This window comes from Stutzerimonas stutzeri (assembly GCF_024448695.1).
GTDB classification, from domain to species: domain Bacteria; phylum Pseudomonadota; class Gammaproteobacteria; order Pseudomonadales; family Pseudomonadaceae; genus Stutzerimonas; species Stutzerimonas stutzeri_T.
In genome coordinates this window covers 1-5,800 of record NZ_JAMOHY010000046.1, presented here as the reverse complement: position 1 = coordinate 5,800, position 5,800 = coordinate 1, and the positions used below count along the sequence as shown (strand labels likewise).

The following is a 5,800-nucleotide window of genomic DNA, read 5'->3' as shown; positions in this document are numbered from 1 at the left end:
TTTTTCCTGCTCAAAGACAAACCCCCGACCTTCTTACGAGGGTCGGGGGTTTGGTGTATAAGCTTGACGATGACCTACTCTCACATGGGGAGACCCCACACTACCATCGGCGATGCGTCGTTTCACTTCTGAGTTCGGGATGGGATCAGGTGGTTCCAACGCTCTATGGTCGTCAAGCAATTCGGTTGGGGAGTCGGTGTTGAGTCGCTTCCCCTAATGGGTATGTGATGGTGTTGCGGTGTTTCTTTCGCTTTGCGAGCGATGCGTCTTTTCGGTTTGTTTGTCGACTTCAACCGTCTGACACGCAAACATCAAATTGTTTGGGTGTTATATGGTCAAGCCTCACGGGCAATTAGTATTGGTTAGCTCAACGCCTCACAGCGCTTACACACCCAACCTATCAACGTCGTAGTCTTCGACGGCCCTTCAGGGAGCTCAAGGCTCCAGTGAGATCTCATCTTGAGGCAAGTTTCCCGCTTAGATGCTTTCAGCGGTTATCTCTTCCGAACGTAGCTACCCGGCAATGCCACTGGCGTGACAACCGGAACACCAGAGGTTCGTCCACTCCGGTCCTCTCGTACTAGGAGCAGCCCCTCTCAAATCTCAAACGTCCACGGCAGATAGGGACCGAACTGTCTCACGACGTTCTAAACCCAGCTCGCGTACCACTTTAAATGGCGAACAGCCATACCCTTGGGACCGGCTTCAGCCCCAGGATGTGATGAGCCGACATCGAGGTGCCAAACACCGCCGTCGATATGAACTCTTGGGCGGTATCAGCCTGTTATCCCCGGAGTACCTTTTATCCGTTGAGCGATGGCCCTTCCATACAGAACCACCGGATCACTAAGACCTACTTTCGTACCTGCTCGACGTGTCTGTCTCGCAGTCAAGCGCGCTTTTGCCTTTATACTCTACGACCGATTTCCGACCGGTCTGAGCGCACCTTCGTACTCCTCCGTTACTCTTTAGGAGGAGACCGCCCCAGTCAAACTACCCACCATACACTGTCCTCGATCCGGATAACGGACCAGAGTTAGAACCTCAAAGTTGCCAGGGTGGTATTTCAAGGTTGGCTCCACGCGAACTGGCGTCCACGCTTCAAAGCCTCCCACCTATCCTACACAAGCAAATTCAAAGTCCAGTGCAAAGCTATAGTAAAGGTTCACGGGGTCTTTCCGTCTAGCCGCGGATACACTGCATCTTCACAGCGATTTCAATTTCACTGAGTCTCGGGTGGAGACAGCGCCGCCATCGTTACGCCATTCGTGCAGGTCGGAACTTACCCGACAAGGAATTTCGCTACCTTAGGACCGTTATAGTTACGGCCGCCGTTTACCGGGGCTTCGATCAAGAGCTTCGCTTGCGCTAACCCCATCAATTAACCTTCCGGCACCGGGCAGGCGTCACACCCTATACGTCCACTTTCGTGTTTGCAGAGTGCTGTGTTTTTAATAAACAGTCGCAGCGGCCTGGTATCTTCGACCGGCATGGGCTTACGTAGTAAATACTTCACCCTCACCGGCGCACCTTCTCCCGAAGTTACGGTGCCATTTTGCCTAGTTCCTTCACCCGAGTTCTCTCAAGCGCCTTGGTATTCTCTACCCAACCACCTGTGTCGGTTTGGGGTACGGTTCCTGATTACCTGAAGCTTAGAGGCTTTTCCTGGAAGCATGGCATCAACCACTTCGCTTTCTAAAAGAAAGCTCGTCATCAGTTCTCGGCATTAAGATCCCGGATTTACCTAAGACCTCTGCCTACCACCTTAAACTTGGACAACCAACGCCAAGCTGGCCTAGCCTTCTCCGTCCCCCCATCGCAGTAACCAGAAGTACGGGAATATTAACCCGTTTCCCATCGACTACGCTCTTCAGCCTCGCCTTAGGGACCGACTCACCCTGCGTCGATTAACGTTGCGCAGGAACCCTTGGTCTTTCGGCGTGCGAGTTTTTCACTCGCATTGTCGTTACTCATGTCAGCATTCGCACTTCTGATACCTCCAGCCAACTTCTCAATTGACCTTCACAGGCTTACAGAACGCTCCTCTACCGCTCATCCTAAGATGAACCCGTAGCTTCGGTACCTGGTTTGAGCCCCGTTACATCTTCCGCGCAGGCCGACTCGACTAGTGAGCTATTACGCTTTCTTTAAAGGGTGGCTGCTTCTAAGCCAACCTCCTAGCTGTCTGAGCCTTCCCACATCGTTTCCCACTTAACCAGGATTTTGGGACCTTAGCTGACGGTCTGGGTTGTTTCCCTTTTCACGACGGACGTTAGCACCCGCCGTGTGTCTCCCGTGCTGACACTTGCTGGTATTCGGAGTTTGCATCGGTTTGGTAAGTCGGGATGACCCCCTAGCCGAAACAGTGCTCTACCCCCAGCAGTGATACACGAGGCGCTACCTAAATAGCTTTCGAGGAGAACCAGCTATCTCCGAGCTTGATTAGCCTTTCACTCCGATCCACAGGTCATCCGCTAACTTTTCAACGGTAGTCGGTTCGGTCCTCCAGTCAGTGTTACCTAACCTTCAACCTGCCCATGGATAGATCGCCCGGTTTCGGGTCTATTCCCAGCGACTAGACGCCCTATTAAGACTCGCTTTCGCTACGCCTCCCCTATTCGGTTAAGCTCGCCACTGAAAATAAGTCGCTGACCCATTATACAAAAGGTACGCAGTCACCCAACAAAGTAGGCTCCCACTGCTTGTACGCATACGGTTTCAGGATCTATTTCACTCCCCTCTCCGGGGTTCTTTTCGCCTTTCCCTCACGGTACTAGTTCACTATCGGTCAGTCAGTAGTATTTAGCCTTGGAGGATGGTCCCCCCATATTCAGACAAAGTTTCTCGTGCTCCGTCCTACTCGATTTCATGACTAAGAGATTTTCGCGTACAGGGCTATCACCCACTATGGCCGCACTTTCCAGAGCGTTCCGCTAATCTCAAAGCCACTTAAGGGCTAGTCCCCGTTCGCTCGCCACTACTAAGGGAATCTCGGTTGATTTCTTTTCCTCCGGGTACTTAGATGTTTCAGTTCCCCGGGTTCGCCTCACACACCTATGTATTCAGTGTGTGATAACCATCTTATGATGGCTGGGTTCCCCCATTCAGACATCTCCGGATCAAAGTCTGTTTGCCGACTCCCCGAAGCTTTTCGCAGGCTACCACGTCTTTCATCGCCTCTGACTGCCAAGGCATCCACCGTATGCGCTTCTTCACTTGACCATATAACCCCAAGCAATCTGGTTATTGTCTAATAACGTGAAGACGACATTCGCCGAAAATCCGCATTTTGCTCTTACGAGCTACTCGCAAATTTTACCTTAGCCTGAACAATCACCAGTGAAAGTGATCACTCAGTCTATTTCTATCACATACCCAAATTTTTAAAGAACGATACTGGTAAAGACCAGAAATCAACATTCAACTGCTGACGCAGAAATGTTCATTTCTGAACTCTAAAGCATGACGAGTGGTGGTGGAGCCAAGCGGGATCGAACCGCTGACCTCCTGCGTGCAAGGCAGGCGCTCTCCCAGCTGAGCTATGGCCCCAATGTCTTGAAGCCTGCGCCCCACACAACATTGGTGGGTCTGGGCAGATTCGAACTGCCGACCTCACCCTTATCAGGGGTGCGCTCTAACCAACTGAGCTACAGACCCAATCGTCTTCGCAATGAATCAAGCAATTCGTGTGGGAACTTATGAAGAAGCTGATGTCTTCGATTAAGGAGGTGATCCAGCCGCAGGTTCCCCTACGGCTACCTTGTTACGACTTCACCCCAGTCATGAATCACTCCGTGGTAACCGTCCTCCCGAAGGTTAGACTAGCTACTTCTGGAGCAACCCACTCCCATGGTGTGACGGGCGGTGTGTACAAGGCCCGGGAACGTATTCACCGTGACATTCTGATTCACGATTACTAGCGATTCCGACTTCACGCAGTCGAGTTGCAGACTGCGATCCGGACTACGATCGGTTTTATGGGATTAGCTCCACCTCGCGGCTTGGCAACCCTTTGTACCGACCATTGTAGCACGTGTGTAGCCCAGGCCGTAAGGGCCATGATGACTTGACGTCATCCCCACCTTCCTCCGGTTTGTCACCGGCAGTCTCCTTAGAGTGCCCACCATAACGTGCTGGTAACTAAGGACAAGGGTTGCGCTCGTTACGGGACTTAACCCAACATCTCACGACACGAGCTGACGACAGCCATGCAGCACCTGTGTCAGAGTTCCCGAAGGCACCAATCCATCTCTGGAAAGTTCTCTGCATGTCAAGGCCTGGTAAGGTTCTTCGCGTTGCTTCGAATTAAACCACATGCTCCACCGCTTGTGCGGGCCCCCGTCAATTCATTTGAGTTTTAACCTTGCGGCCGTACTCCCCAGGCGGTCAACTTAATGCGTTAGCTGCGCCACTAAGATCTCAAGGATCCCAACGGCTAGTTGACATCGTTTACGGCGTGGACTACCAGGGTATCTAATCCTGTTTGCTCCCCACGCTTTCGCACCTCAGTGTCAGTATTAGCCCAGGTGGTCGCCTTCGCCACTGGTGTTCCTTCCTATATCTACGCATTTCACCGCTACACAGGAAATTCCACCACCCTCTGCCATACTCTAGCTTGCCAGTTTTGAAAGCAGTTCCCAGGTTGAGCCCGGGGCTTTCACTTCCAACTTAACAAACCACCTACGCGCGCTTTACGCCCAGTAATTCCGATTAACGCTTGCACCCTTCGTATTACCGCGGCTGCTGGCACGAAGTTAGCCGGTGCTTATTCTGTCGGTAACGTCAAAATTGCAGAGTATTAATCTACAACCCTTCCTCCCAACTTAAAGTGCTTTACAATCCGAAGACCTTCTTCACACACGCGGCATGGCTGGATCAGGCTTTCGCCCATTGTCCAATATTCCCCACTGCTGCCTCCCGTAGGAGTCTGGACCGTGTCTCAGTTCCAGTGTGACTGATCATCCTCTCAGACCAGTTACGGATCGTCGCCTTGGTGAGCCTTTACCTCACCAACAAGCTAATCCGACCTAGGCTCATCTGATAGCGCAAGGCCCGAAGGTCCCCTGCTTTCTCCCGTAGGACGTATGCGGTATTAGCGCCCGTTTCCGGACGTTATCCCCCACTACCAGGCAGATTCCTAGGCATTACTCACCCGTCCGCCGCTAAATCAGGGAGCAAGCTCCCTTCATCCGCTCGACTTGCATGTGTTAGGCCTGCCGCCAGCGTTCAATCTGAGCCATGATCAAACTCTTCAGTTCAATACTGCTTGGGTTTTGAGAAAACCCTAAACTTGGCTCAGCAATCGCAATCTCTTCCAAAGGTTACCCTCAAGAAGAGCACTCAATGATTTCTCGTTGAGTACATTGTGATGCTGATAATCTTGCTGACTATCAGTCTTACCTCACAAGCACCCACACGAATTGCTTGATTCAGTTGTTAAAGAGCGTTTCGATCAAGCCTTTCGCCTTAACCGAGGCCGCGCATTCTACAGCAGCCTTGTGTCTCGTCAAGCTGTTTTGAAGAAGTTTTTCTTTCTTCTCAACCGCTTATGCCTTCGATCAACTCAGCGTCTCTCGTCAGCGGGAGGCGAATTCTACAGCGTTCAAAACCGCTGTCAACCACCTCTTTCAACCGCTTGCGATCAACCCGACCGAAGCACCAACAGAGCCTAACCACCACCCTGCCAGCCCGGCGCATTCTACTCGAATTCGCCGTCCGTGCAAGCCCTTAATTTAGCTAAGCCCTTGATTTACAAGAGGTTTCGCCCAAGGCCTGCGCCGGAGAAGGTGCGCATTATAGG

General features: G+C 52.0%; 2 tRNA genes and 3 rRNA genes. All 5 read right to left on the bottom strand.

The features are described 5' to 3' along the window. Window positions 1-61: 61 nt before the first annotated feature. Window positions 62-177, bottom strand: a 5S ribosomal RNA gene (gene rrf / locus NAV32_RS17380). Window positions 178-331: 154 nt separating this feature from the next. After that, a 23S ribosomal RNA gene (locus NAV32_RS17375) occupies window positions 332-3,222 on the bottom strand. Between the two features lie 251 nt (window positions 3,223-3,473). Continuing rightward, window positions 3,474-3,549: transfer RNA gene (locus tag NAV32_RS17370), tRNA-Ala, on the bottom strand. A 31-nt stretch (window positions 3,550-3,580) separates the two neighbouring features. After that, window positions 3,581-3,657, bottom strand: a tRNA-Ile gene (locus NAV32_RS17365). A 64-nt stretch (window positions 3,658-3,721) separates the two neighbouring features. Beyond that, a 16S ribosomal RNA gene (locus NAV32_RS17360) occupies window positions 3,722-5,258 on the bottom strand. The 16S, 23S and 5S rRNA genes sit together here with 2 tRNA genes alongside, the layout of an rRNA operon. Window positions 5,259-5,800: the final 542 nt, after the last annotated feature.